The sequence below is a fragment of the Microcoleus sp. FACHB-672 genome, from assembly GCF_014695725.1.
Taxonomy (GTDB): Bacteria; Cyanobacteriota; Cyanobacteriia; order Cyanobacteriales; family Oscillatoriaceae; genus FACHB-68.
In genome coordinates this window covers 183,339-208,104 of the sequence record NZ_JACJOU010000013.1, presented here as the reverse complement: position 1 = coordinate 208,104, position 24,766 = coordinate 183,339, and the positions used below count along the sequence as shown (strand labels likewise).

General features: G+C 46.6%; 16 protein-coding genes and 1 pseudogene. 10 read left to right on the top strand and 7 right to left on the bottom strand.

Translation table 11 applies throughout. The features are described 5' to 3' along the window. Window positions 1-452 precede the first annotated feature (452 nt). From H6F56_RS08790 to H6F56_RS08765, 6 genes are all read left to right on the top strand, one after another. On the top strand, window positions 453-3,560 hold the full coding sequence (locus H6F56_RS08790) for a phosphoenolpyruvate carboxylase (RefSeq protein WP_190666909.1): 3,108 nt from the start codon (window positions 453-455) through the stop codon (window positions 3,558-3,560). 168 nt (window positions 3,561-3,728) lie between these two features. Beyond that, window positions 3,729-9,260 (top strand): ATP-binding sensor histidine kinase, encoded by a 5,532-nt coding sequence (locus H6F56_RS08785; protein WP_190666907.1) that lies wholly within the window; start codon window positions 3,729-3,731, stop codon window positions 9,258-9,260. After that, window positions 9,260-9,550, top strand: a complete 291-nt coding sequence (locus H6F56_RS08780; RefSeq protein WP_190666905.1) for a hypothetical protein — start codon at window positions 9,260-9,262, stop codon at window positions 9,548-9,550. The genes H6F56_RS08785 and H6F56_RS08780 overlap by 1 nt, the downstream gene beginning before the upstream one ends. A 92-nt stretch (window positions 9,551-9,642) precedes the next feature. Continuing rightward, complete coding sequence (locus tag H6F56_RS08775; RefSeq protein WP_190666903.1) at window positions 9,643-11,256, top strand: S-layer homology domain-containing protein; 1,614 nt, start codon at window positions 9,643-9,645, stop codon at window positions 11,254-11,256. 1,083 nt (window positions 11,257-12,339) lie between these two features. Continuing rightward, window positions 12,340-12,534 (top strand): hypothetical protein, encoded by a 195-nt coding sequence (locus H6F56_RS08770; RefSeq protein WP_190666902.1) that lies wholly within the window; start codon window positions 12,340-12,342, stop codon window positions 12,532-12,534. Window positions 12,535-12,842: 308 nt separating this feature from the next. Next, complete coding sequence (locus H6F56_RS08765) at window positions 12,843-13,325, top strand: hypothetical protein (protein WP_190666900.1); 483 nt, start codon at window positions 12,843-12,845, stop codon at window positions 13,323-13,325. Between the two features lie 55 nt (window positions 13,326-13,380). Here the strand turns inward: H6F56_RS08765 and H6F56_RS26245 are convergent, their stop codons facing one another. Together H6F56_RS26245 and H6F56_RS08755 are read right to left on the bottom strand one after the other, a co-directional pair. Beyond that, the gene (locus H6F56_RS26245) at window positions 13,381-15,003 is read right to left on the bottom strand and encodes a chemotaxis protein CheB (protein WP_190666898.1); all 1,623 of its coding nucleotides are present in this window, start codon (window positions 15,001-15,003) and stop codon (window positions 13,381-13,383) included. Window positions 15,004-15,214: 211 nt separating this feature from the next. Continuing rightward, window positions 15,215-16,177 carry a glutathione S-transferase family protein gene (locus H6F56_RS08755; protein ID WP_190666896.1) on the bottom strand — a complete coding sequence of 321 codons (963 nt, stop codon included), beginning with the start codon at window positions 16,175-16,177 and terminating at the stop codon, window positions 15,215-15,217. Window positions 16,178-16,303: 126 nt separating this feature from the next. Between H6F56_RS08755 and H6F56_RS08750 the strand changes: the two genes are divergently transcribed. Beyond that, entirely contained in the window at window positions 16,304-16,936 is a 633-nt protein-coding gene (locus H6F56_RS08750; RefSeq protein WP_190666894.1) for a ParA family protein, read from the top strand. Continuing rightward, window positions 16,936-17,631 carry a hypothetical protein gene (locus H6F56_RS08745; RefSeq protein WP_190666893.1) on the top strand — a complete coding sequence of 232 codons (696 nt, stop codon included), beginning with the start codon at window positions 16,936-16,938 and terminating at the stop codon, window positions 17,629-17,631. Before H6F56_RS08750 ends, H6F56_RS08745 begins: the two co-directional genes overlap by 1 nt. A gap of 415 nt (window positions 17,632-18,046) precedes the next feature. Here the strand turns inward: H6F56_RS08745 and H6F56_RS08740 are convergent, their stop codons facing one another. Then, window positions 18,047-18,190 carry a hypothetical protein gene (locus tag H6F56_RS08740; protein WP_190666890.1) on the bottom strand — a complete coding sequence of 48 codons (144 nt, stop codon included), beginning with the start codon at window positions 18,188-18,190 and terminating at the stop codon, window positions 18,047-18,049. A 785-nt stretch (window positions 18,191-18,975) separates the two neighbouring features. Here H6F56_RS08740 and ppk2 point away from each other — a divergent pair. Both ppk2 and H6F56_RS08730 read left to right on the top strand, forming a co-directional pair. Then, the gene (ppk2, locus tag H6F56_RS08735; RefSeq protein WP_190666888.1) at window positions 18,976-19,932 is read left to right on the top strand and encodes a polyphosphate kinase 2; all 957 of its coding nucleotides are present in this window, start codon (window positions 18,976-18,978) and stop codon (window positions 19,930-19,932) included. A 102-nt stretch (window positions 19,933-20,034) separates the two neighbouring features. Further along, window positions 20,035-22,206 carry a glutamine synthetase III gene (locus H6F56_RS08730; protein WP_190666886.1) on the top strand — a complete coding sequence of 724 codons (2,172 nt, stop codon included), beginning with the start codon at window positions 20,035-20,037 and terminating at the stop codon, window positions 22,204-22,206. Window positions 22,207-22,485: 279 nt separating this feature from the next. Here H6F56_RS08730 and H6F56_RS27295 read toward each other — a convergent pair whose 3' ends face one another. The 4 genes and pseudogenes from H6F56_RS27295 to H6F56_RS08715 all read right to left on the bottom strand — a co-directional run bounded on the left by H6F56_RS27295 (window position 22,486) and on the right by H6F56_RS08715 (window position 24,568). Then, the gene (locus tag H6F56_RS27295) at window positions 22,486-22,644 is read right to left on the bottom strand and encodes a hypothetical protein (protein ID WP_190666884.1); all 159 of its coding nucleotides are present in this window, start codon (window positions 22,642-22,644) and stop codon (window positions 22,486-22,488) included. Further along, window positions 22,626-22,782, bottom strand: a pseudogene (locus tag H6F56_RS27290) (IS701 family transposase); the annotation flags it as partial. The pseudogene H6F56_RS27290 and the gene H6F56_RS27295, both read right to left, overlap by 19 nt. Window positions 22,783-22,813: 31 nt before the next feature. Beyond that, entirely contained in the window at window positions 22,814-23,128 is a 315-nt protein-coding gene (locus tag H6F56_RS08720; RefSeq protein WP_190666882.1) for a hypothetical protein, read from the bottom strand. A gap of 339 nt (window positions 23,129-23,467) precedes the next feature. Further along, window positions 23,468-24,568, bottom strand: coding sequence for a site-2 protease family protein (locus tag H6F56_RS08715; RefSeq protein WP_190666880.1), 1,101 nt, complete (start codon window positions 24,566-24,568; stop codon window positions 23,468-23,470). Between the last annotated feature and the right edge of the window lie 198 nt (window positions 24,569-24,766).

Sequence of the window (24,766 nt, the reverse complement as noted above, 5' to 3'; positions counted from 1 at the left end):
TAAATACTACCCAGACGATCATTAAAAGGCAACGAGCAACCGTAGATTTTATCTCTGTAGTAATCACCGGCTGCCAAGGAAAAATAAATGGATTGCCAGAAGGAGACCTGAACCCTTACAGGTTGCCACTTTTAAAAAATTAACAGCCGGTTTAGCCAAAAACTGCAAACCATCATTCAAAACCGATTAAATAGATTGAAAAGTCGCCTTAAAATCGTGAAGTAGCCGGTGTAGGACTCAATGCCGGTGCGTGTCATCACCTCATAGCCTCGTGGGCAGCCTCTTTCCCTAAAAAATTGGCATCATCACACCGACAAGGGGTTTGCTGCTGTCACAACAGAAAATGTGCCGCATCAGAGGTAACAGAAATCTTATATGTTTCCTGAGAATATCAAAAAGAAGAGTTAACCCCTAAAATTGTGAAGTATCCTAGCTCAGCCCGGAAAGAACCTATGAGTTCGCTACTCCACTCCTCAGATCAGGCAATCAGTGTCACCTCAACCGATCTGTTCTTGCGACATCGTCTCAAAGTCGTGGAGGACTTATGGGAGTCTGTACTGCGATCCGAGTGTGGTCAGGAATTCGTAGACTTGTTGAGACGCCTGCGCGATCTGTGTTCCCCGGAAGGTCAAGCGCCCGATTTCATGGGATCGGAAGTCTTAAGCATTGTAGAAAAACTGGATCTCAATGATGCAATTCGAGCCGCCCGCGCCTTTGCCTTGTATTTCCAGCTGATCAATATCGTCGAACAGCACTATGAGCAACGAGAGCAACAGCTAGCCCAAGCCGGCGGCAAAGGAGTCGGATCTCAAATATTCCCCAAACCTGAAGTAGAAGCTCACAGTGGTGGCCCAGAAGCCGATTTACTCGAAAAAAGCTGGCATGAACCCAGCCAGCGACGCCGGGACATCGGCACCTTCGACACCCTGTTTCCTCGCCTGCAAAGCCTTAACGTGCCACCGAAACAGATCCAGAAATTGATCGAGCGTCTGGATATTCGGTTAGTGTTTACCGCTCACCCCACGGAAATTGTCCGCCAGACAATGCGGGCCAAGCAGCGGCGCATTGCCAAGATTCTGCAACAGCTTGACCAACAAGAGGAAAACACGACCACGTTGCCTGATCCGGCCCTGCTCATGGCCAACGCGGAAGCTAGCGTCACGGGGGTTTCTTCTTGGGAAGCCCAACTCCTGGACGAACAGCTGACCGAAGAAATCCGGCTTTGGTGGCGCACCGACGAGCTGCATCAGTTTAAACCAACCGTGCTTGATGAAGTGGAATACACCCTCCACTACTTCAACGAAGTGCTGTTTGATGTACTGCCGAAACTCTATCAGCGCCTGAAGCATTCTTTGAAGGTGTCTTTTCCCTATTTGCAACCGCCGCGTCACAACTTCTGCAATTTCGGTTCTTGGGTTGGAGCAGATCGAGATGGCAACCCTTCAGTCACACCGCAAATTACTTGGCAAACGGCTTGCTATCAGCGCCATGTCGTTTTAGAGAAATACGCCCAGTCGCTGCGGCAGCTAACGGAGCTGTTGAGCTTGTCACTGCACTGGAGCGATGTTTTGCCAGAACTGCTGGAGTCGTTGGAACAAGACCGGCAGCAGATGCCAGAAATTTATGAGCAGCTAGCCATTCGCTATCGCCAGGAACCTTACCGTTTAAAACTTTCTTATGTGCTCAAGCGGTTGGAAAACACCCGTGATCGCAACTGGCGTCTGTATAACGGTGATGATTGGCAGCGGCAAATTCGGGAAATCCCCATCGTCCCCACTTACCGCTCTGGGAACGACTTTTTGGCAGAATTACGGATGATTCAGCGTAACCTTTCCGCCACAGGTTTGAGCTGTCGGGAATTGGAAACGCTCATTTGTCAGGTGGAAATTTACGGGTTTACTTTGGCGCACCTGGATATGCGTCAAGAATCATCCCGGCACAGCGACACTATTAGCGAAATTGCTGAATACTTGCAAGTTTTGCCCAAGTGTTATAACGAATTGTCAGAATCAGAGCGCACGCTGTGGCTGGCAACTGAGTTGCAAACACGGCGACCGTTAATCCCAACTGAGCTGCCGTTTAGCGAAAAAACGAACGAGGCGGTTGAAACCTTCCGCATTTTACGAGCGCTTCAGCAAGAGTTTGGCCCAGAAATCTGCCAAACCTACGTGATTAGCATGAGCCATGAGGCGAGCGACTTGTTAGAAGTGTTGCTGCTGGCGAAGGAAGCCGGTTTGTATGATCCAGCCACCGGCATCAGTAGCCTTCAAGTTGTGCCTTTGTTTGAAACGGTCGAAGACCTTAAACGTGCGCCGGCTGTGATGCAAAGTTTGTTTGAATTGCCGCTGTATCGCGCCATGCTTGCCGGCGGCTATGAGAGATGGAAAAAGGAGAATGAAGAGAGCCAACTCAAGCAAGAGTCAACCGTTGTGAATTCTCAATTCTCAAATCAGAATTCTCTGCAAGAGGTGATGCTGGGTTACTCTGACAGCAATAAAGATTCAGGATTTCTTAGCAGCAACTGGGAGATTCATAAAGCTCAAAAAGCCTTGCAAAATGTTGCTGAGCCGTATGGAATTGGCTTGCGAATCTTCCACGGACGCGGGGGTTCTGTCGGGCGGGGTGGTGGCCCTGCTTATGAGGCGATTTTGGCGCAACCTTGTAACAGTATTGGCGGACGGATCAAAATTACTGAGCAGGGGGAAGTTTTAGCATCAAAATATACTCTGGCCGATTTAGCAATTTACAACTTAGAAAGTATTTCCGCTGCGGTCATTCAAGCAAGTTTGCTAGGCACCGGCTTTGATGATATCCAACCTTGGAATGAAATTATGGAAGAGTTGTCCGCACGTTCACGATCTCACTATCGTGATTTGATATACGAGCAACCTGATTTCATCGAATTCTTCAATCAAGTGACCCCCATCGACGAAATCAGCCAGTTGCAGATATCTTCCAGGCCGGCACGCCGCAGCAGTGGGAAAAAAGAGCTATCTAATTTGCGGGCAATTCCTTGGGTGTTTAGCTGGACGCAAACCCGGTTTCTTCTTCCTTCTTGGTATGGAGTGGGGACGGCGCTGCAAAGCTTTTTGAACGAGCAGCCAGAAGAACACATGAAACTGCTACGCTACTTTTACTTTAAGTGGCCTTTCTTCAAAATGGTGATTTCTAAAGTAGAAATGACGCTTTCTAAAGTAGATTTGCAAATCGCTCATCACTACGTTCGCGAACTAGCCAAACCTGAAGATCAAGCTCGCTTTGAAGCGCTATTTGAACAAATTGCTAGTGAATATCACCTCACGCGTGATTTAGTGCTAACAATTACAGGGCACAAGCGGCTATTGGATGGCGATCCGGTTCTTCAGCGTTCGGTGCAACTGCGAAATGGAACCATTGTTCCCCTCGGTTTGTTGCAAGTTTCTCTGTTAAAACGTTTGCGTCAGCACAGCACGAATTCGGTTCCCGGTGTGATTCACTCGCGCTATAGCAAAGCGGAATTGCTACGAGGCGCTCTGTTAACAATTAATGGCATTGCTGCCGGCATGAGAAATACCGGGTGAGCTGTTAAAAATTAGGGGAAAAGGGGATACTAGAAGGAACAGGGGTTCTGGAAAAGTTGCTTTGACAGCAACCGCTTTAGTAGCGCGTCAACGTTGAGTCAACTTTTTGTGAACCCCTCTTTTTGCAACTTTACATAAATTATTCTTCCTACCCCAACTCCTAACCCCATGATCACACTGTCAGGCTATCAAATTACAGAAGAAATTGTTTCAGGAATCAGAACCGTTATATATCGGGGGTGCGACGAGCGAACCCAAAGGCCGGTTATTGTTAAAACCCTCAAATCAGAGTATCCCACCGTCGAAGAAATTACCCGATTAAGGCAAGAATATACGATCACTAAAAGTTTTGATTGTGAAGTAATTGTCAAGGCTTATAGTTTAGAAAAATACCGCAACAGTTTTGCTTTAATAATAGAAGACTTTGGCGGACAATCCCTCGCTGAATTCCTTATTTATCAAAAAATTCAACTTATAGAAGTGCTACGAATAGCGATTGTTCTGGCAGACGCTTTAGATTATTTACACAAACTTTATATTATTCATAAAGATATTAAACCTTCCAATATTATTATTAACTCGGCTACTAAAGAAGTTAAATTGAGTGATTTTAGCAGTGCTTCTCGCCTGCATTTGCAGAAGACGATAAGCGGCTCCTCCAATTTGCTAGAAGGCACTCTAGCTTATATGTCGCCGGAGCAAACTGGAAGGATGAACCGCTCGGTTGACTATCGTACAGACTTTTATTCTTTGGGTGTCACCTTATATGAGTTGTTAACAGGTGAGTTACCTTTTACAACAACCGATTTGATGGAATTGGTTCACTGTCATTTGGCTAAACAACCTGTAGCACCCTGGAAAGTGAGGGCGATTCCGCAAGCGGTTTCTGATATTGTGATGAAGTTATTAGCCAAGACGGCTGAAGACAGATATCAAACTGCTGCGGGTTTAAAGTTTGATTTAGAACTATGTTTGTCTCAATTGCAAGCCTCCGGAAAAATTGAAAGCTTTCCTTTAGGTAAACATGATCGGGGAAGCCAGCTTTTAATTCCACAAAAACTCTACGGGCGAGAGAGCGAGGTAAGCACACTCATGAATGCCTTTGAGCGCGTTAGCGAAGGGGCAACTGAGATCATGCTGGTTTCCGGTTATTCGGGAATTGGTAAAACTTCGGTTGTTCATGAAATTCATAAACCGATTGTAGGAGCGCGGGGGTATTTTATTGCCGGTAAGTTTGACCAGTTTAAACGAAATATTCCCTATGCAGCTTTGATACAGGCTTTTCAAGAATTGATCTGCCAACTCTTAACAGAAAGCTCAGAAAAAATAGCGATTTGGAAAGAAAAGCTGTTAGAAGCTTTAGGGCAGCAAGGGAATGTAATTATTGAAGTGATTCCCGAAGTTGAGCTGATTGTCGGGAAACAACCGGAATTAGCGCAAATGGGTGCTGCTGAATCCCAAAATCGCTTCAATCGGGTGTTTCAACAATTCATTCATATCTTTTGCAAATTTGAACATCCCCTAGTTTTCTTTCTAGATGATTTACAGTGGGCAGACTCAGCATCGCTGAAATTACTGCAATTGCTAAGTGCTGACTCGGACAGCCACTATCTGTTGATGATTGGGGCGTATCGAGATAACGAAGTTAATCCCACACATCCGTTAATTCAAACGCTGGAGAAGATTCAACAAGCCGGCGCTGTTGTGAATAATATCGTCCTCCGGCCTTTAGATATTAAAAATGTCAGTCAATTAGTCGTAGAGACTTTGGGTGAAAAAGGAGAAGAAGCTCAGATCGATTCTTCAAACTCTCTCACTCCTTCTGATTCTTCAAAGCCTTTGTCTGAACTACTTTTCAACAAAACTGGGGGTAATCCCTTTTTTTTAACCCAGTTGCTCAAAACTTTGTATTTAGAAAAGTTGCTGGTTTATGATGCAATCTCTGGCATTTGGCGCTGGGATATAAAAAAAATTCAAACGATTGGGGTTGGTGATCATACTGTTGTTGAATTAATGGCAAAAAATATTCGCAAATTGCCAGAGGCAGCGCAGAAAGTATTAAAATTGGCGACTTGTATCGGCAACCGATTTACCTTAGATGTTCTGGCGATTGTGAATGAAGAATCAACGACAACTACGGCAGCTCATCTGTGGCCGGCACTTCAAGCTGGTCTAATTTTGCCACTATCTAATGCTTATAAAATTCCTTTGGTTGGAGAATGGGAACCTTTGAGCGAAGATTCCGTTTCCCACATTTCTAAACCTCAAGCTCTTATCTCTTATAAGTTTTTGCATGACCGAGTCCAGCAAGCGGCTTATTCTCTCATTCCTGAATCTGATAAACAAGCGACTCACCTAAAAATCGGCCAATTGCTGCTGCAAAAAACGAACCTAGAAGAACGAAAAGAAAATATCTTTGCTTTGGTTAATCAGCTCAATTACGGAAGCAATTTACTCACATCTGATGCAGAAAAAGATGAGCTTGCCCATTTAAATTTGATAGCCGGCCAAAAAGCAAAAGCAGCAATGGCTTATGAAGCCGCTCTTAAGTATGTGAATGTGGGTTTGGCACTATTGCCGGCAGACAGTTGGCACACTGACTATGATTTGACACTGACCCTGTATGTAGAAGCCGCAGAAACCGAGTATTTAAACACCTACTTCGAGCGTTCGCAACAGTTGACTGAGATTATTTTACAACAAGCCACAACTTTACTCGACAAGGTGAAAGCGCACGAGCTGCAAATGCAGTGTTATATGGCTCAAAACCAGATGTTGAAAGCCTTAGAAACTGGATTGCAAGTGCTGGAAACGCTAGGGGTTTCTCTTTCTACGGCTAGCAGTGACGATTGTTTTGTGCTTGAGTTGCCTTCTGTGAAAGATTTAGAAAACATCACAGAAATGACCGAGCCTTATCAACTAGCAGTCTTGCGGCTACTCGTCACTGTAGTTACTCCCGTTCCTGTTGTGAAGCCAGAAATGCTGCCGGTGCTTATCTTGACTCAAGTGAAGTTCTGTCTCAAGCACGGTCATTCTCCTTTATCCGCCGTAGGCTACGCTCTTTATGGAATGATTCTGTGTGCGATGATGGGAGATATTGATGCTGGATATCATGCTGGCCAGCTAGCTTTGAGTTTGCTAGATAAATTTAATGCCAACTCGGTTAAATCAAAAATCTATAATATTCTGAACCTTTTTATAAAACCTTGGAAAGAGCATCTCCGAGAAACTCTGGCACCGTTTTTGGAGGGAGTTCAAAGTGGTATAGAAACCGGAGATATAGAATCTGCCGGTTATTGTATTAATAATTACTGTATTAACTTGTTTTTGGTAGGAGAGCGGCTGGATGTTGTAGAGAAAGAGCAAGGGCAATATCTAGATTTAGCTGTGAAACTCAAACAAAAATACTCTATTGATTTCAACCGGCTATTAAGACAACTGACTTTAAATATCCAAGGGTTAGCAGAGGATAAACTTCAGTTAATTGGTGAAAGCTTTAATGAAGCAAAGACTTTACCCATTATTCTTGAAAATAAGAATGGAATTCTACTGTTCGTTACTTATTTTGCCAAAACAATTTTGCTTTATTTGTTTAAAGAACCTGAGAAAGCCGTTGCCAGCGCCGGCTTAGCGGCAGAACACTTAGCTTGTGTCAAGGGAATGGTATTGTCTGCCGGCCACAACTTCTATTATTCCCTAGCTCTCCTCGCTTTTTATCCCAAAGCTTCAAAGGTTGAACAAGGGCGGTACCTGAAGCAAGTTGACGCTAATCAGGAAAAAATGCAGCAGTGGGCCTCTCACGCGCCGTCTAACTTCGCCCATAAGTATGAGCTAGTAGAAGCAGAAAAAGCACGAGTTTTAGGAGATATTGCCCAAGCAATTTTACATTATGAGCAAGCCATAACAGCGGCTAGGAAAGAAGGATATATCCAAGAAGAAGCACTTGCCTGCGAGTTGGCAGGAGAGTTTCATCTCGCTCGCGCTCAAGAGAATATGGCAAGGTTTTATCTGACAGAAGCTTACTATGGCTATATTCACTGGGGAGCAACCGCAAAAGTCAAAGATTTAGAAGAAAGATATCCGGCGTTGTTGGCTAAAACGCTCACTCAAAAAACTGCCGGCAGCGAACTTAGTAATACAGCCGCCACGACAGCTAGCGGCACTTCAGAACTTTTAGATTTTGCCACAGTGACGAAAGCATCCCTTGCAATTTCAGGCGAAATTGTTTTGAGTCAACTGCTAAAAAAATTAATGAAAATTGCGATTGAGAATGCCGGTGCACAAAAAGGGTGTCTCATTCTAAATCAAAAAGATTCGCTGATCATTGAAGCGATTGGAGAAGTTGAAGGTAACGAGGTGACGGTAATGCAGCCTTCCCCAGCGGAGATTGCTCTGGCTGTGCCAGTCACGGTGATTAATTATGTGGGGCGCACTCAAAAAAGTGTCGTGTTAAATGATGCAGAAAATGAAGGAATATTTAGTCACGATCCTTATATTCTTAAACATAAGTGCAAATCTGTTCTTTGCCTGCCAATTTTAAATAAAGGAAGCAGCATCGGCTTACTTTATTTAGAAAATAATTTAACCCTAGGTGCTTTTAATATTAAACGATTGGAAGTTTTAAAAATTCTGGCATCTCAAGCGGCGATTTCAATTGAAAACGCTCGCTTATATGCAAATCTAGAAAGGGTTAATGAGAAACTAGAAGATTATAGCCGGACGCTAGAAGTAAAAGTTTCAGATAGAACACTGGAGTTACAAGACAAAAATGAGCGGTTAAATCAAACGCTCAAACAGCTACAGCAAACCCAAACGCAACTGATTCAAACGGAAAAAATGTCTTCCTTGGGGCAGATGGTAGCCGGCATCGCTCATGAAATTAATAATCCAATTAACTTCGTTTATGGAAATCTCATCCACGCGAATGAATATACCTGGGATTTGCTACGATTGATTGAAATTTACGAGCGAAATAATCTGCGCCCTACACCGGAGCTGGAAGCGGCACTCGAAACAATTGACATCGACTTTGTTAAAGAAGATATGCCAAAAATGTTGGAGTCGATGAAGTATGGAGCCGAACGCATCCGCGAAATTGTCCTGAGCTTGCGGAATTTCTCTAGGCTGGATGAATCTGAAAGCAAGGAAGTTGATATTCATGAAGGTATTAACAGTACGCTGCTGATTTTGCAGCATCGCTTGAAAGAGAGTAGCTTTGAGCAAAAAGCTGGTTTTGCCTCAGAAATTCAGGTGATCAAAGAATACGGAACGTTGCCTTTAGTCGAGTGTTGCGCCGGCCTGCTAAATCAGGTGTTTATGAACATTTTGAGTAATGCCATAGATGCGCTGCTAGCGTCTGGGGGAGAAGGTTGTGCCCAATCTCCAACCCGCAAAATTTGGATTCGCACAGAGTTGGGGGGTGAAGATGCCGGCAATTCCCAAGGATCGTCTGCTGTAATTCGCATCGCCGATAATGGTGCCGGCATGACAGAAGAAGTCCGCTCAAAGCTGTTCGATCCCTTCTTCACAACCAAACCCGTTGGCAGCGGCACCGGCTTAGGGTTATCCATCAGCTACCAGATTGTCGTAGAAAAACACGGCGGACAATTAAAATGTATTTCAGCACCCGGAGCGGGTGCCGAGTTTATCATTGAGATTCCGCTCAAGCCCCATAAAACAGCGCGACTGAAACCCGACTGATGACGGCTAAGAAACGAACCTTGATTTGCAGCTTAGTTGCGATTGCGTCTGGATTATTTGGTGCCTACCTTGGTGGGCAAATCAGTGTGGTGGATCGCACCAACCAATGCCAAACCCTTCCGCAGGGATTCAAAAGCGTGTGCGCCCTTTTAGTCACACCAGAGGCGGCGATGCGAGGCAGTACCACCGGCTTGTGGGTGGGAACGATTGTTGGGGCGTTTGTGGGAGGATTGGCAACTCATAAGGAAGGGGAAGCGGAAATGGAGGAGAAAGCAAGAAGAGAGAAGTGAAGATTTTTTCTTCTTGCTTTCTCTTGTAAGCTTCAACTTCCTATCATCGCTTGTGACTTCTGATGTCTCACTTTGTTTTAAAAGGCTGGGTTATGATACACGCGAAAAAATGGCACTCTAGACTGGCCTTACCGGCAGCAGGAATTACGCTCATTGGCACCTTCATGCCTTGGGCGATCGCGCCCTCAGCACAGGCTCAAAGCCGGTTTAACGACATCCAAGGTCACTGGGCGCAAACCTGCGTTGAACAACTGGCCAACCGGCAGATTATCAGCGGCTATCCAGATGGCACCTTTCGCCCCACCGCACCCGTCTCGCGAGTGGAGTTTGCCGTTTTAATTAGCAAAGCGTTCCCCAATACACCGCCGGTGCGCGATCCGGTTACTTTTGTCGATATTCCCACTGATTACTGGGCGGCAAGTGCGATTCAATCAGGATATCGAGCCAACTTTCTCACCGGCTATTCTGAGCGAATTTTTAACCCCAACCGCAAGATTGAGCGGGCACAAGCGTTGAGTTCTATGGCTAGCGGTTTGAGGTATGCGCCCAGTTCAAGGGCAACTGAGATGTTAACAATGGCATTTGAGGATGCTGCTGATATTCCCAGCTATGCCAAAACTGGAATTGCCGCCGCTACAGAAAGAGGGCTGGTTGTCAACTATCCCAATGTCAGGCAGCTCAACCCCAATCAGCCAGTTACTCGTGCGGAGATGGCAGCGTTTGTCTGTCAAGCGTTGAGCGGAGGACAAACGGCTTTGGTGCCGGCGCAGTATATCGCCCAGTTAACACCGCAGCAACAGCCGCAGCAAGCGCAACAACAGCCTCAACAACAGCCGCAGCAAGCACAACAACCTCAACAACAACCCCAACAACAACCACAGCAACAGCCGGCTGTGACTGCCGCGCCAAGGGTGGTAGGTAAAATCCAATCTGTAGAATCTGGCAATGTCCGGGCTGAATTTTCTTATGATCCGCAAGGTACCACCGGCACCGGCATCGGCAATAATATGCGATTAAGAATTGCACGTGCCGGTCAGACGCTGCTAGATAAGCCGATACTTTTGCCAGTGGGGGGACTCGAAGAAAACTCAAGACGTTCAGATGAACGGGTATCAGAAGGCCGATTTCTTGGTTTAGAGGTGCGAGATATTGACGGTGATCGCGAACCAGAAATCATCGCCGATTTATTCTCCACCAAAAGCGGCAACAACTGCTGCGCTTATTCCTATATTTATCGCTACGATCCGGGGCAAAAACGTTACGCCCACATTGAACAATCTTGGGCAAATGTGGGGTATGAAGTGAAAGATGTTGAGGCAGATGGAATTCCAGAATTTGAGAGTTTGGACAGCCAGTTTATCAATGCCTTCAACATTCCCGATGCAGATGCTCGTTTGCCAAAACGCATTTGGCATTACCGGCAAGGGCAGATGGTTGATGTCAGCCGGGAGTATCCCCAATTAGTCTCTGAACACAACCAAAAGCTGTGGCAGGAGTACCAAGACCGGCAGGCGTTAAATCAGGAGGTTAAAGGCGTTTTAGCCGCTTACTTGGCAAATAAATTCTTGCTCAATGAAAATGTTGAAGGCTGGCAAGTCTTGCAACAAGTTTACACCGCCAGCGATCGCGATGAATATTTCGCGCAACTCGGTAAACTTCTCAGCGACTTAGGCTATGACAGTCGCAAAGCCGGCTCAGGCCGGTAATCTTAACTTCTGAGTTTGAGAAGAAGTTAAAAAGGGGTTCTCAGGTTCTCTGCCGAGATCCCCTTTGATCATCCACCCCTTAAACCACGGGCAAAAGTCTCATTGCCAACGCTCGAACTCATCTGTGGTTAAAAAAAGGTTTTGATGCCAGCGCAGCCTAAATACTCGGACAAGAGATGAATTCACAAACTTATCTTTAGGAATACTTTTATAGTAGAGTGCGCTCCCTTTTTATGCCGGCCCTATCTCGTTTTCTGGGGAATTTTACGCTTGCCCGCTCCACTTTCTGCCCTTAGACGGATTTAGTTTTTTCTTTAAACAAGCAGCATAAGTATATAGGATAATCCGAAAAAACAAAGAGTTATACCATCTCTTGTTTAATATCCCGGCTGTTGCAATGGCAGGATACTTCGGAAAAGAAACCAACTAATTTGCTGATCAAATAAACGCTGCTCGCCATTATTTGATTGAACAAGTTCATCACGTCCAAGATAGGACAATTTTGCAAAAACTTGCAATCAATTGAATTTTCTTGAACGTCCTGAACTGAATTATCAAGGCGTCAAGCAAGGTTTCCGTAAACTGTTTGATAATCCAAAAGCAGGATTTGAGACAGTGAAGGAATGAAGAAATGGCTGATTTACTTTGATCTCATTTTAGTAAGTTTTGAGTGCCGGCATCTTGCCTGGTTGCTCTCAGTTCTGGGAGCCTATTGAGCCGAGTCGCCCAATATTGTTGCCAAGCTGGGACACACCCAATCAGGACAGTTAACGGCCTCTGCCGTAACTGATAGCATTGCTAGCGTCATTCGGCAGCCGGCATTACTGTATTCCTTCCTGAGTTGCAAAAAGTTTCCACGTCTACCAACTGAATCTCCTTGATTGATAGGCCGGCTCCCTGCTGGCCTATTTCTTTAAAATTTAGCTATTTTTCAAAAATTCATCAATTTTTAACAGATTTAGACAGTAATTTAAATATTCAATAAAAAATGTTAATTCTGATACGGTTAATTATTTAATTTGAATACAATATATGTAGAACAAGTTTTACTGCGTGTCAGTCCTGTCTCTAGAGGTCTTCTTTATGTCAGACTTAACCAATACTCTTTCCATTCCCAGCACCCTGCAAGAATTGGAACAAGCGGTTGAGCGCTACAAATCTAGCGATCTAAGCGGGAGTGAACTCCTTTGTTTATGGCAGGCGATCCGGGATGGATCACTGAATCAGTTTTTATCCCAAGGTGATCAGGATGGAGTTCCCGGAGAAGAAAGTTATTAATTAACCTTTCTCCCCAGAAAATGACGGCTGCCGGCATTAATTCAGCAATGACTCGATGCTTTTTTTAACAAGTTGTTCGAGTTTTTGCCGGCAGAGGTGACGACTGCTTATTGACTTCTCCCATCTACCGTTGACAACCGAGAGGCGTCTGGCAAGACGCCTCTACCGTTTGGAATTGCGCCCTCCCTACACAGCGCAAACCCATATCAAGTGGTTTCTTTTAAGTTAAAATAAATACATGGGCGGGTTATAAGACTTTGTTAAATAACCGGCCCATTAGGTTTGACAAAAGGTTTTTCCCCACAGATATGGTTCAGTACACGCTCGCTCAGTGTCCAGAAGTTGTCCTCACTGTTTCCGGCAAAGATTCTACAAAAGCCCGTGACAAAGCAATGGATCAGCTCATGGAACTGATGGATGCCGGCAAACTTCCCACTGAACTCTCAGATGGATTTGGCCCTCAACAGCTGATTGAAGTGAAAGAGCAACTATCGGATACTGCCGGTGATGAGGACGCTGTAACCCAAGCAATACAGACGCTTAGCAACCTCGCCACCCTCAAGTTAAAGGTGCAGGAGTCCCGCGCTGAGGCGCTCAAGGTTCGCGCTCAAGTCGATATTCTTTTTTCTGATAAAGCCGTAAGTGAGGAAGAAATCACCAGCCTCAAGGACGGTTTTAAAGTTCTCAAAACCTTCGCCCAAGCCAATCTGCGCTACCAAGAAGCCCGATCTAAAGCAGAAGATGCCCGTGCAGTGCTGGATCGCGCTTTGAAATCTCCTGAAGAAAGTTAGCCGGCTAAAAGAAAAAGCAGTTGCTCACTCATTTTGCAGACGAATTCTCAATAGATTATTCGTCACTATTTTCCATGACTAAATTTACAAGTGCAGACGCAATCTCATCGAGTGGCAGAATCGAATCTACAGTGCCGGTGGCTATGGCAGCACTAGACATTTCAAAAAATTGAGCTGTAGTTTCATCTTGGGCAATTGTTTTGCCACCCATCTTGTGAATCGCCCGCACCCCCGATGCCCCATCACTGCCGGTGCCAGAAAGAATTGCGGTGATCGCGCGATCTTTGAAACTCGCTGCAACTGACTGAAGCAACAAGTCGGCGGAGGGACGCGCAAAGTCTACAAGTACCGCCGAAGAGAGGCAGAAAGTGCCATTGGGAGTTACCAGCAAGTGCTCATTTGGGGGCGCAACGTAGACAACGCCCGGTTGCAGTTGCTCTCCTTCTTGTGCCTGTTTGATCGGCAAGCCATTAGACCGGCTCACAGCATCCGCCATCAAACTAGAATCGGACTGGGTATCAAGGCGCTGCACTACGATGACGGCTGCCGGCAAGTTGGCGGGTAAAGCCGGCAGGATATAACTTAACGCCAACCGCCCGCCGGCTTCCCCCACCAGTACCACCACTTTAAACGCAGCGTCTACAACTTCACCCTCACTAGATGAAACTGTCGGCTCATCTGGATTTTCAATCACCGGCAATTGATTTTGGAACAGCGTTTGCCGGATCGAGTCAGCACGTTGTTCCGCCTCCTTTGCTTGCACTTCATAACGCTGTGCTGATGCGATATGGTTGCGTTCGCGAGCATTCTTATTCATCTTGTGCATCAACTCTGCACGCTCCTCTAGAGAGCGAATTGCGGCCCACAGCGCCACTTCTTGGGACTCGCTTTGCCCTGCAACCAACGTTTGCCCTGAATAGGCGTGGCCCACACGACACCGGAACTTCAGCAAACCCTTGTCTTGCAATTGGAACAGCGTCCCGCCGCAATCTGGACAAGTAAAATTTGAGGCCGGTCCAGGGTGTCCTTGCTGCCGCATCCCGGCCCCATCCACTTCCACAATGTCAGTATCGCTTTCGTTAGACACAGCCTCTCCTCCTTCCTCTACTACTGGTTCATGGGCTAGACGTACCAATGCCGGTGCTATGGATGAGAGCGGCAGAATATAGTCAACATTTGCGTGTTCGATAGCACTGCTGGGCATCCCCGAAAAAAGCGCATCCTCCGGGTCTTGAACGACAGCGACACCACCCCGCCGCTTCAACTCGATAAGTCCCTCAGTGCCATCGTCGAGCGTGCCCGAAAGCACCACCCCTACCACGCGGCGTCCGTATGCCCTTGCTGCTGTGCGAAACAAAGGATCGACTGCCGGACGGGTGCTATTTTCCTTCGGCCCTTCCACCAAACGGATGTAGCCGCTTTTGACGAGCAGGTGGTAGTTTGGCGGGGCTACATAAATGCGTCCGTGTTCGATCCTCTCATGATCTTTAGGATGAGCCGCCGGCAAAGGCCCATATCGGCTGAGAATATCCGGGAGAAAGCTTTTACTTTCGGCTCGAATGTGAAGCACGATGAACAACGCAGCCGGCAAGTCTTTAGGCAAACCAGCCACCAGTTTATTCAGGGCTTCCACCCCGCCGGCGGAGGCTCCAATAACGATAATATCGTGACCGGGCATTTGCCTCTCCTTTTTGAACAGCGCTCACGGCTCTATCTTATTACTATTAAAGGGTGATTGGCCTCAAGTAATTCTTTTCCCAATTTTGTCAGAAGGTTTTTGTTATCATAATGCCCCAATTTCCTGCTGAGATCGGTGGCAAAATTCTCTATAAAATACTCCTCAAACAGTCAGGGGAGAATAAGAGTCATGACAAAAGTTTTTCACCTCATCAAAAGTGATCGCGAGAGTGAGGCGTGTCTAAATCAAGTTTCGGCCCTTTCGGAACAATGCCAGTTGGGTTAATTTGATTGTGGCTTTTGTAATAATGTTGCTTAATGTGATCCAGGTCGCACGTTTCCTTAACTCCAGGCTGCTGGTAAATATCTTTCAAGTAATTCCACAAATTTGGGTAGTCCCAAATATGGCGCAAATTGCATTTGAAATGCCCGTAGTAAACGGCATCAAATCGCAATAGGGTTGTGAATATACACACATCTGCTTCCGTGAGGCGATCACCGCAGAGATAGCGCTGCCGGCTCAACACATCTTCCCAATGGTCGAGATTGTTAAAGAGTTCTGTAACCGCTTCCTCGTAAGATTCCTGTTTCGTTGCAAAGCCGGCTCTGTAAACACCATTATTAATCGGCTGGTAAATCGCATCTATGGTCTGGTCAATCTTCTCCCGCAAATCTGTAGGATAGAGATTGATCTCTGATTTTGCTACCCCATCAAATTCGGTATCCAACATCCGAATAATCTCGCGGGATTCGTTGTTAACAATCGTGCCGGTTTTCTTGTCCCACAGTATTGGCACCGTTACCCGTCCCGTGAAATTAGGTTCTGCCTTTAGATAGATGTCTCTGAGATATTTTGCCCCATTTACACTATCAGGAATGCAAGCCGGTGCTTCAGAAAAAAACCATCCCTCATCCCCCATAAACGGATCAACGATTGAGATTGAGATCGCCTCATCTAAACCCTTCAGTTTTCGCAGAATCAGCGTGCGTTGTGCCCAAGGACAGGCGAGGGCAACATAAAGATGGTAACGACCGGCTTCTGGCAGATAATCGCTAGAACCGTCTGCCCGAACCCAATTGCGGAACGTCGTTGAAGGACGGAGAAACTTGCCCTGGGAGTCTTCTTGCTCTCGTTTGCTCGTCCATTTGCCACCAACTAGCATACCTAGCGCCATAAATGCTCTCCTTTTGTTACTGCTAAGTGATGTTTCAAGTTTAGTTCTATTAAGTAACACCATCGGCTGAGAGAATCCGAGCGCATAAAGCGGTATATTTCAGGGAAGTCAGCGTCGGAATTTGCAGTGCCAAGAATCATCGCTATCATCAACGGTAAGGGAGGCGTCGGGAAAACCACGACGGCAGTCAATTTGGCTGCAGCCCTCTCGGAGAAAACACGGGTTCTTTTAGTCGATGCCGATCCTCAAGGATCTGCCTCTTGGTGGGTTGATCGCGGTGAGGAAACAATGGGCTTCGATCTGTCTCGAAACACAGATCCGAAACTTTTGGGGCGTTTGCGGAAGGTAGAAGGCTACGAGATAGTCGTCGTAGATACACCGCCGGCGCTGAGATCCGAAGCTTTAGCAGCGGTGGTGGCAAGTGCGGATTATGTGGTTTTGCCCACACCTCCAGCGCCGATGGATCTAGCTGTGCTAATTGAAACCGTACGGGAAGCCATCATGCCGGTGGGAACCGCCCATCGGGTGCTTCTGACTAGAGTGGATACGCGGAGTTTAGGAGAAGCACTAGAGGCTCAAAACACACTCCTCGAATTAGGAATCCCCGCTTGCAATGCCTTTGTGCGTGCTTATAAAGCACACGAAAGAGCCGCACTTGATGGAGTTCCCATTACAAAAGCGAAAGGAAAAAACGCACGAGAAGCTGAAGCAGATTACCGCCGCGTGGCAGAAGAAATACAGCGTGACTGGAGGAAATAATGGCTAAAAAACGACTTGCAGACTTGTTACATGAAGAATCGGAAAAATTCCCTAATTCAGAAACTGAGGGAGTTCTAGAAGCTCAGGTTGAAGGAGTTCTAGAAGAGGAAGCAGACACAGAAGACGAGGCTGAAACAGAAGAGCATGACGAGACTCGCCCGAAACGCACAGCCCCAACCAAAGCTGAATTACAAGCCATTGTTACTGAATTAACAACTTCTCTGGCTCTTGCCCACCAAACAGTCGAATCTCAACAGCAACAAATTGCTGAGTTGCAGTCTGAGTTAGACATTCAAAGAGCATCCGTTGCTGACTTACAGTCTGAGTTGGACAAGCAAACAACATCCGTTACTGACTTGCAGAAAAAGCTAGATCGCGCTCAACACAAGAAAACTGAATTTGAGGAAGCTAAAAAAGCAGCCTTGCAACTTGCAGAAGGCAACTCAAAACTCATTGAAGAAATCGAGGCGTTGAAAAAAGACAAGGAACCCGTACTCATTGAAGAAATTGAGGTGTTGAAAAAAGACAAGGAACCCGTTAAACAAAAAGAGAAGGAGCCGGCTAAGCAAAAAGAGACGGCACTCGTTAAAAAACAGCAAGAATCCATCAAAGTGCCAGGAAGATTTGAGCGGTTTGTTCTCCCCCTAAGCCAGGAAAAGGCTGACACCGGCACAAATAGCTGGATGCTTGACTAAAAGTTATACGGTTTTTATTTTGAGGCGCTACAAATAGAACCCCCCTACCTTTCTTTTGGGATGTGGGGGGATCTGTAGCCGGGGAAAAGAAAATAGGATTAATCTCATTTGTGCCGGTGCCGGTGTTGGAAAAATCAACCGCAGATAAACGTAAGTGATACTCAAGCTGGTTTGCCCCGACTTTGCTACAATTCCAATATGTCCTCATGCCTAAAAAGATTCGAGAACTCAAAAGCCTGTTGCTAAAAGCCAGGTTCACTTGAAGAGGGCGAGTCAGAATAATGCAATTACATTACTACGAGCATCCTATTTGTCTACTCACTGTGCTTCCGAGTAGTTCACTCATCCAATTCGCTACTTTTTAGCCCTTCCAAAATCTACCTTCTGCTGGGGTTGATTGTAATGCCTGCAACAGTTACGCTTGTTGGAGATCATTTAACAGGGGTTCGGCACCTGGATGTTCATGTCTTTTATCTCCTAGGGATTGCGGACCAATGCGGTTATATCCCCAAACTAATTCGTAAATCCAACTGCGACTATAACCCGTGATTTGTGCCACTTCTTCAGTTCGGCGACCGCAAGCTAATCACCAGATAATTTGGTAATGGCTTCTTTCCACAGGGTCTTTGGCTTGACGGTAACGTTGTTCTAGCTTAGCTAAAGATAAATGCGATTCGATAGTAATACGCTTTGGCATCGGAGGCGTAGAAACTGATTGGCGAAGGTTGATATTTCCATTTTATTCTAGGTATCTTCCCAGACTTGATATCACATTTAGATTAACAGAATTTTATTAGTGGGATAGGTTCATAGAACGTGTTCCCCAGAGTGAATCGCCAGGTCGAGTGTTTGACATACTCCGCCTGAGCCGTAAGGATCAGGCAAATTCTCAGCACAATTGCTGATTCTCTCGCTACCGCTTCGCTATCGCATAAATGCTTGATAAGTCCGCGTCCCACTCTAATGGGGCTTTCTCGGTGCCTCTTGGCAAATTTTCCAGGGGGTGATGATGTGCTTCTTTAGTTGCTTTCGATACAAAAGTCTTATTTTTCTGTTCCTACTATAGGGGAGTAGGAGATACCTTTAGTGGGGCATAGCGATTCCAGGTTGAGAGTTTAATTAAATTTTCTGTTACATCTGTCTAAGAGATTTTTCAGGACTTTAAGGGTGTTGTAAGGCTGTAAGCCTCAGTTTGTGATACTTTGCCTCAGAATTCAGCAACTATCAGGTTTCTAGATTCAGTGCAGATTCAAAGGCTGTATTTTTCTTGAACTTTGCGTCCCCAATTTCCATCAGTTCGCTGTTACTTGCTCCGTACCCCTCTCATATCATGCAGGGACAATCATGGAAACCGAAAATCTGAACGGTAGCCATTCGCCAACCGTAACGCTAGAGCCTCTAGCCGCAGAACCTAAAGAAACCAAGAACAAGAAAAAAAAGCCTAAGGACAAGAAAAAAGCCAAGCTGAGCAAAACCCCAGAACTGAAAGGGATTTACCATACATCTGAACGCGAAAGTGGTTCTAAGCTCCCTAAGAAAGAGTACAAAAAAGAACTTGTTCGCCTACAGGTAGAACTGGTAAAAATGCAATATTGGGCAAAGCATACAGGTGCCCGCATTGTCATCCTATTTGAAGGCCGCGATGCCGCAGGTAAGGGAGGCACCATTAGGCGCATCACCGAACCGCTGAATCCACGTGGCTGTCGAGTCGTAGCATTGGGGACGCCCAGCGATCGGGAAAAGACTGAATGGTACTTCCAGCGCTATGTGCTGCATCTTCCTGCTGCGAGTGAAATCGTCTGTTTTGATCGCAGTTGGTATAACCGTGCCGGAGTAGAACACGTTATGGGCTTCTGCACCGATGGGCAGTACCAGGAATTCATGCAAACCTGTCCAGAATTCGAGCGGATGTTGGTCAAATCTGGCATTGTTTTGCTGAAGTATTGGTTCTCGGTGAATGATGAGGAGCAAGAGCGCCGCTTCCAGTCTCGCACGACCGATCCGGCTCGTCGCTGGAAGCTGAGTCCAATGGATCTGGAGTCACGAGATCGCTGGGTGGAATATTCCCAGGCAAAAGACGCGATGTTTGCCCACACCAACATCCCTGAAGCCCCGTGGTTCACAGTGGAAGCGGACGACAAAAAACGCGCTCGCCTCAACTGCATTAGCCATTTTTTGAGCAAAATTCCCTATGTGGATATGACTCCGGAACCCCTGGAACTGCCGCCTCGCAAGAGCGCCCCTCATGACTATGTGCGTCCGCCTCGCAACGAGCAGCTCTTTGTTCCACAAATGTATTAAGCATTCACCCACGATGAATCTTATTAACAACGTTGGCCTCACAGTTGCGAGAGTCGATGTTGCACGCTCACATAAACCCTACATTTTTAGGAATCAATCATCATGACCCATGAATTACGCGTTCAAGCTGTCTCTCAAGTCACCGATCGCAAACCCCTACCACCCAAAATGCCGCAGCGACTAGAAGCGCTGTGGGCAACGGATGTGTTTACACTGAGCAAAATGCAGGCAAGCTTGCCCAAAGATGTCTATAAATCTGTTAAGAATACGATCCAAACAGGCGGAAAACTGGATGTATCAATCGCGGGTACCGTGGCGGCGGCGATGAAAGATTGGGCAACGTCTAAAGGGGCATTGTATTACGCGCACGTCTTTTACCCAATGACGAATGCGACGGCTGAAAAGCATGACGGTTTCATTTCGGTGCAAGGGGATGGCAGCGTCATTACTGAATTTACCGGGAAAGTTCTAGTGCAGGGTGAACCGGATGGCTCGTCCTTTCCGAATGGTGGACTGCGTTCTACCTTTGAAGCTCGCGGCTACACGGCGTGGGATGTCACCAGTCCTGCCTATGTGATGGAAACCGACAATGGCGTCACCTTGTGCATTCCCACCGTGTTCATCTCCTGGACAGGGGTCGCCCTAGATAAGAAAACGCCCTTGTTGCGCTCGAATGCAGCGATGAACAAAGCCGCAACCCGCCTGCTAAAGCTGTTGGGACACACGGAAGTTGCGCCAGTCAACTCCAGTTGTGGTCCAGAGCAAGAATACTTTTTGGTGGATGCTCATTTTGCCCATAGTCGTCCCGATTTGCTGCTAACAGGTAGAACCCTATTTGGCAAACCCCCTGCCAAAGGTCAGCAATTTGATGATCACTACTTTGGTGCCATTCCCGATCGCGTCCAAGTGTTCATGCAGGACGTAGAAGAGAAAATGTATCGGCTAGGCATTCCGGCCAAAACTCGCCACAACGAAGTGGCTCCGGGTCAGTTCGAGATTGCGCCATTTTTTGAAGCCGCCAATGTTGCCAGCGATCACCAGCAGTTGACAATGACCATCCTCAAGAGTACGGCTAAGAAACATGGCTTTGTCTGCCTCTTGCACGAGAAGCCGTTTGCTGGAATTAATGGTTCCGGGAAACACGTCAACTGGTCGGTTGGCAATGCCACTCAGGGCAATTTGCTTGATCCAGGCGATACTCCCGATGCGAATATGCAATTTTTGCTGTTCTGTGGGGCGGTGATTCGAGGGCTGCATAAGTATGGCCCACTGATGCGGGCAGTTGTTGCCACAGCTAGTAATGATCATCGCTTGGGTGCGAATGAGGCTCCGCCTGCAATCATCTCGATTTATCTGGGAACGCAACTAGAGCAGGTGTTTGAGCAAATTAGCCAGGGACAGCCAACCAGTTCTGCCCACGCTGGGGTAATGGAACTCGGCGTAGACACGTTGCCAGTGTTCCCCAAAGATCCTGGCGATCGCAACCGCACTTCGCCCTTTGCCTTTACGGGCAACCGATTTGAGTTCCGGGCAGTCGGTTCGGGTCAGTCCGTTTCGGGTCCACTCGTGGCAATGAACACGATCATGGCAGATTCCTTGGCTTGGATTGCCGATGCCTTAGAGAGCGAGATGGCAAAGGGAGCTGACCTCAATGCTGCTGCCAAAACCGTTCTCAAAGAGGTAATGGACAAGCACAGCGCCGTGGTGTTTGGTGGCAACGGCTATTCGGAAGAATGGCACAAAATGGCGGTTGAAGAACGGGGTTTAGCTGACCTGCGGACGACAGCCGATGCGTTACCTGTCTTAAAAGCCGATTATATCGAAGAACTATTCGACCGACTTGGTGTCCTCACGCCCATTGAGCTAGAAAGCCGGTTTGAGGTTTATGCCGAACAGTATACGCTGGCGATTGAAGTCGAAGCCAAGCTAGTGGTGAGTATGGCAAAAACCATCATCTACCCCGCTGCGGTTCGGTATCTATCTGAACTGTCCACGGCGATCGCCAACTCCAAGGCGATCGGTATCGAATTGGACAAGGAAAGTGCCGAAAAGGTAGCATCGCTGATTCAATTGATGATGGATAACGTCAACAAACTTAGTGCGGCGATGGGCAAACATGATTTTGCCTCACTGGAAGACCATATGCAATATCTTGCCCAAACAATTCGTCCGTTAATGGACAAAGTGCGAGAATATGCCGATGCGCTTGAAGGAGAAGTAGCCGATGATTTCTGGCCTTTACCAACCTATCAAGAAATGCTGTTTGTCAAGTAACGGATACAGAACCGTTAGATCTGTCGCCCTGCAAAACTAAGCGAAGTTTCTATCCTGACTCAGCTGATGCGATCGCCTCGGCTGAGTTTGTTTGGACTCAATAACCCTCTTTTGTCACTCTGGTCAGAGTAAAATATTTTCGCTCCTGTGATTCTATCCGTCCGGAACATAAGCGCTGAACTGATTCATAATGTTTATTAAGTAAAAAAGACCTTGTTTTAGCATCGGAATCTGGAAAACCTTTAACTAAGGAGTGATTAAATGAAAAAAGATGACTGGCTAAATAATCAAGCGTAAATTGTTGAGAATATCCTTCCGCCCCCGACCTTCATCCCACCATTGATGGCTGCGAAACTTAGCCTCAGGCTTGTCGCGAGTGCTAGTAACTTGCTTAGGTTCGTCCGTCCCCTTGAAAATTTTAGACTGGAGAGAAACCATCAAATAGGTGCTACAAACAATCTCCCACCACTTCTCGATAGTTTGATAATCAGTAACTCTGTAATCTGCCCAGCCTAATTCATCCTTGGCTTGTTTGAAGCCATATTCAATCCAAGTTCTTCGCCCATAGTTATTACCACTGATATCATGTCCGGTAGCATACCCATGATTATGTTTCGACTTGTGGCCACCAATGGAAATTTGTCAATCCCCTGACTAAATCTTTTTGTTTAAGCAATTGTTGACACTGCTCAAAAACCACCGCCCCTAATTCATCTAGGTTTTCAAATGTTCCGTTGGCTAACGGTTCGTTGGTCAGTGGCCATAGTCTTTCCGCAGGTTGCAATTCTGGAGAATGAGACGGCATTTCTATCAGATGAATGCCGGGTGGAACCCGAAGTTTTGAGCTGGTATGCCATCCGGCTTGCTCCAGGGCCAATATCACTTGTTTATTTTCTCCCACACCAAAATGTTGGGCACCCATCTGCTAAAACTTGATTGAAAATTTCAGTGTTAACGAACGGCAACACCCACCCATATGTTTCTCCCGATTGGGGGTGAACAAAACCATATAACCCTAACCATTTAAAACGCCAAGTGACTGAGGCTATAGGTACACTCCATTCATCAACCCAAATCCTTCTGATAACGGGTTTAAGTCCAATCCTATGTTCGTCCATTGTCCAGACTTCTACGACGGCGTCCGGATACTGTTTTTGAACTTGAGTGACCTGAGAAGATTAAATGAATACAAAAGCAAATCCTCCGAACAGTATTGAAACTGTCCGGAGGAAATAGCACTTTACGAATTAAAGAAAGCTAATTAAGCAGGATTGGCTTGCGCTCTTTTCTCAAGTAAACTGATAATCGCAGCTTTTTCGACAAGTCCGACAATCGCACCATTTTCACGAATCACCGGCAGCTCAGTTAACTGTTTTGTTTCCAGTAACGTTACAACTTCTAGTAACGATTGTTCTGGTTTAACTGCCGTGGCTAATTCGACGGGTTTCATCAAGTCTTTCACTTGAGTTTGAGGCCACTGATCGGTTGGAATTGCTTTCAAATCGTCAACCGAGATCGCGCCCAACACTTGCCCTTCAGTATCGGTGACAAAAAACTTACGCCAAGTTGCTTTGCCAATGATGTATTCGTTTGCCAATTCTCTCAGGGTCAACTCTGCCGGCACAATCGGACTATTCGGATTCACCGCATCTTCAGCCGTCAAGCCGGCTAATTTATCTTGCACTGTGGCAAACTGAGCAGAGCGACCGGCATTTTGCAGTAAGAAGAAACCGATTAACAGATTCCAGAAGTTGCCGAACACCCCAGTAGCGATTGCAATCCAGCCAATAATTTGACCGACACGACTGGCAAACACAACACCTTTATAAGGATTGCCGGTGAACTTCCAGACTGCGGCTTTGAGGATATTACCGCCATCAAGGGGTAAACCAGGAATCAGGTTAAACGCAGCCAGGACTAAATTAATCGAAGCGAGGAGTCCCACAATTGCCGCAACCGGCCCTGTCAGACCGATGCCGGTGCCAATGGCTGTGAATAGACCAAAGAGTAAAAAGCTAACTGCCGGCCCTGCAATTGCCACCCAGAACGCCTCTGCCGGTGTTTTTGACTCTCTTTCCAGACTCGCTAAACCACCAAACAGAAACAGAGTAATCGATTTCACTTCAATTCCCTGCTGCATAGCAACAAAACTATGCCCCAACTCGTGTGCTAAGACAGAAGCGAACAGCAACAGCGCCGCAACAAATCCCAACAGCCAGGGCATCGCGCCGCCCATTGCCGGAAATTGAGCTGCGAGTCCACCACCATAGCTAAACGTCACTAAGCCCAAAACTAAAAACCAGGAGAGATTCACAAAAAATGGAATCCCAAATAAGTTGCCTACGCGGATGTTGCCGTTCATTCTCGGCTCCTTTTTAGTACACATTTGGAGAAGCTTGATTTTGCCTCTCGCTTGTTCTCATTGTAACGAAGCGTAAACAGCACATTCAGTTTTCCACTAGCGTGGTTGCCGTCCCTGAAGGTTCGGTTGTAGGTATAAGGCAAGCCTGTGGTGAATCACCACAGGCCAGGGATGGGAGATTGGGCTTTTGATTATGGT

Bases quoted from the DNA above. Each gene is read 5' to 3' on its own strand.
- H6F56_RS08790 (WP_190666909.1), top strand. From the start codon at position 453: ATGAGTTCGCTACTCCACTCCTCAGATCAGGCAATCAGTGTCACCTCA.
- ppk2 (WP_190666888.1), top strand. From the start codon at position 18,976: ATGGAAACCGAAAATCTGAACGGTAGCCATTCGCCAACCGTAACGCTA.
- H6F56_RS08785 (WP_190666907.1), top strand. From the start codon at position 3,729: ATGATCACACTGTCAGGCTATCAAATTACAGAAGAAATTGTTTCAGGA.
- H6F56_RS26245 (WP_190666898.1), bottom strand. From the start codon at position 15,003: ATGCCCGGTCACGATATTATCGTTATTGGAGCCTCCGCCGGCGGGGTG.
- H6F56_RS27295 (WP_190666884.1), bottom strand. From the start codon at position 22,644: ATGGTTTCTCTCCAGTCTAAAATTTTCAAGGGGACGGACGAACCTAAG.
- H6F56_RS08745 (WP_190666893.1), top strand. From the start codon at position 16,936: ATGGCTAAAAAACGACTTGCAGACTTGTTACATGAAGAATCGGAAAAA.
- H6F56_RS08715 (WP_190666880.1), bottom strand. From the start codon at position 24,568: ATGAACGGCAACATCCGCGTAGGCAACTTATTTGGGATTCCATTTTTT.
- H6F56_RS08755 (WP_190666896.1), bottom strand. From the start codon at position 16,177: ATGGCGCTAGGTATGCTAGTTGGTGGCAAATGGACGAGCAAACGAGAG.
- H6F56_RS08730 (WP_190666886.1), top strand. From the start codon at position 20,035: ATGACCCATGAATTACGCGTTCAAGCTGTCTCTCAAGTCACCGATCGC.
- H6F56_RS08765 (WP_190666900.1), top strand. From the start codon at position 12,843: ATGGTTCAGTACACGCTCGCTCAGTGTCCAGAAGTTGTCCTCACTGTT.
- H6F56_RS08770 (WP_190666902.1), top strand. From the start codon at position 12,340: ATGTCAGACTTAACCAATACTCTTTCCATTCCCAGCACCCTGCAAGAA.
- H6F56_RS08720 (WP_190666882.1), bottom strand. From the start codon at position 23,128: ATGGGTGCCCAACATTTTGGTGTGGGAGAAAATAAACAAGTGATATTG.
- H6F56_RS08775 (WP_190666903.1), top strand. From the start codon at position 9,643: ATGATACACGCGAAAAAATGGCACTCTAGACTGGCCTTACCGGCAGCA.
- H6F56_RS08780 (WP_190666905.1), top strand. From the start codon at position 9,260: ATGACGGCTAAGAAACGAACCTTGATTTGCAGCTTAGTTGCGATTGCG.